The organism is Daejeonella sp. H1SJ63 (assembly GCF_029360775.1).
Lineage (GTDB): Bacteria > Bacteroidota > Bacteroidia > Sphingobacteriales > Sphingobacteriaceae > Daejeonella.
In genome coordinates this window covers 1-1,615 of the sequence record NZ_JARKMZ010000012.1, presented here as the reverse complement: position 1 = coordinate 1,615, position 1,615 = coordinate 1, and the positions used below count along the sequence as shown (strand labels likewise).

1 protein-coding gene is annotated in these 1,615 nt (G+C 47.7%); it reads right to left on the bottom strand.

Annotated elements, in window-relative coordinates:
• A partial coding sequence (locus P2W72_RS05020; RefSeq protein WP_276359815.1) for a hypothetical protein occupies positions 1-1,615 on the bottom strand: 1,615 nt, incomplete at both ends.

Sequence of the window (1,615 nt, the reverse complement as noted above, 5' to 3'; positions counted from 1 at the left end):
TACTGTGCCGGCTCCCGCGGTATAACCGGTCAACGTTTTATTGATTACAGCTGCATTGGTAATTGTTGGTGAAGTTGCTGTTCCTGCCAGATCACCGGCTAACTGGATTTTTCCGGTAGCAAGCGTAGTTGCGTCAGCTACAGCAAAAGTACTCTTGTCTAACCAGCTTACTATTCCTGTTCCATCAGTGGTTAATACTTTATCGTTACCACCAGAAGCAATTTTTGCAGTGGTCACATTCGCGTCAAGGATCTTGGCAGTCGTTACTGCATCTACAGCTAGTTTTGCTGCCGTGATGTTTGCATCTGCAATCTTTGCTGTAGTCACTGCATTTGCTGCAATCGCCGGGGAAGTTGCTGTTCCTGCCAGATCACCGGCTAACTGGATTTTTCCGGTTGCAAGCGTAGTTGCATCAGCTGCTGCTGCTCCTGTTACTGCTGTGGTAACAAATGCCGTAGTAGCTACCTGGGTAGTATTCGTTCCGTTAGTTGCTGTTGGTGCTGTTGGCACTCCCGTTAATGCAGGACTTGCCAATGGTGCTTTCAGATCCAATGCCGTTTGGGTCGCACCCGATACCGGTTTATTCGCATCTGAAGTATTATCCACATTCGCCAGACCTACATCTGTTTTACTTAAAGAAAGAAGTGTTTTAGCTGCTGTCGCTGTTAATACTTCCGGAGCGCCGGATCCTGCGGTACTTCTTCCCAATAAAGATGCTGTAGCAATATTTTCAAGCTTACCTAAAGTCACATTCGCATCCGCAAGCTTAGCAGTAGTTACTGCTCCTGCCGCAATCGCAGGGGAAGCAGCGGTTCCTACCAGATCACCTGCTAACTGGATCTTTCCTTTGGTAGTCGCGTCTGCATCCGGTGTTCCGGCAGCGGCATCTACATATGCTGTAGTTGCTACCGCTGTAGAGTTATTATTGGCTGCCTGGGTAACCGCAACTGTTCCCGTTGGTAAAGTAACTGTACCGGTGAATGTTGGAGACGCCAGTGGGGCTTTCAATGCAACATTGCCATCCACTTTTTGAATAGCCTGTAAAATATTATCGGTTGCAGCTACTGTACCGGATCCGGCGGTATAACCGGTCAACGTTTTATTGATTACAGCTGCATTGGTAATCGCCGGGGAAGTTGCTGTTCCGCTCAGATCGCCAGCTAACTGGATTTTTCCGGTAGCAAGCGTAGTTGCGTCAGCTACAGCAAAAGTACTCTTGTCTAACCAGCTTACTACTCCTGTTCCATCAGTGGTTAATACTTTATCATTACCTCCTGATGCAATTTTTGCAGTGGTCACATTCGCGTCAAGGATCTTGGCAGTCGTTACTGCATCTGCAGCTAGTTTTGCTGCCGTGATGTTTGCATCTGCAATCTTTGCTGTAGTCACTGCATTTGCTGCAATCGCCGGGGAAGTTGCTGTTCCGCTCAGATCGCCAGCTAACTGGATTTTTCCGGTTGCAAGCGTAGTTGCGTCAGCTACAGCAAAAGTACTCTTGTCTAACCAGCTTACTACGCCTGTTCCATCAGTGGTTAATACTTTATCGTTACCTCCTGATGCAATTTTTGCAGTGGTCACATTCGCGTCAAGGATCTTGGCAGTCGTTACTGCATCT